Here is a 742-nt window from a genome sequence, read left to right on the forward strand (position 1 = left end):
TCTGGCCAAAATGTGGATGCCAGCGATAGTGAACCTCGACTTCATCGCCGACATGGGCAGAATGAACGGGGCATTGCTCTCGGAAGGAAGTCATGGCTCTTCGCCGGATCGGATCGTGGTGCTGATCGCGCAGCCTTCATGGCGACGCTGATCATGAGCGCAAAGCTCAACGACATCGATCCGCAAGCCTGGCTTGCTGATGTCCTCGCCAACATCGCTGACACGCCGACGAGCAAACTGGAACAATTGCTTCCGTGGAACTGGACGCCGACGGCGCTGGATGCTCAAGCGGCCTGACCTGCGTCCTTCACCGGATGCTTACAGCAATCGAAGCCTGTGGTAAAGAGCAATAGCGAGAAGAACGGCTATGTGCGACGGGCTCACGGTCCGGGACGGCGGAAGGATTTTACGAACGATCCGGCCGTCATCGAACGCCGTAAAGCTGCGCTGGCAAAGCGCGATGCTGCCGAGTGAGGCGTCGATCGCATCGTCTTAAAGCTAAAGCCGATGGGTGCCCCTCACCCGCCCCCGCTCCGCCCTTTCAACCCGGCCCAGCCGGTCGGATCGGGGCTGATCATCAGAGCCAGCGTCGCGTTTGTAACTGGCTGACAATGTCGCCCCTCTAATCAGCTTTGACAGCAATTGTAACCGCAAAGTTAGAATGTAAGAACGACTGGCATCTATTGCTCGATCCATCTCCACCCTATTGCTGGAAAAGGTAAATGTCGTTCTCCCTGCCTGA

The 742-nt window shown here is 57.3% G+C and carries 2 pseudogenes; both read left to right on the forward strand.

Features of this window, described 5'->3' with window-relative positions:
• Window positions 1-66 precede the first annotated feature (66 nt).
• Window positions 67-297 (forward strand): annotated as a pseudogene (locus PYR71_RS30695) (transposase domain-containing protein); the annotation flags it as partial.
• A gap of 24 nt (window positions 298-321) precedes the next feature.
• Window positions 322-474, forward strand: a pseudogene (locus PYR71_RS30700) (ISNCY family transposase); the annotation flags it as partial.
• Window positions 475-742 lie beyond the last annotated feature (268 nt).

It is taken from the genome of Rhizobium mulingense (genome assembly GCF_029194105.1).
Lineage (GTDB): Bacteria > Pseudomonadota > Alphaproteobacteria > Rhizobiales > Rhizobiaceae > Rhizobium > Rhizobium mulingense.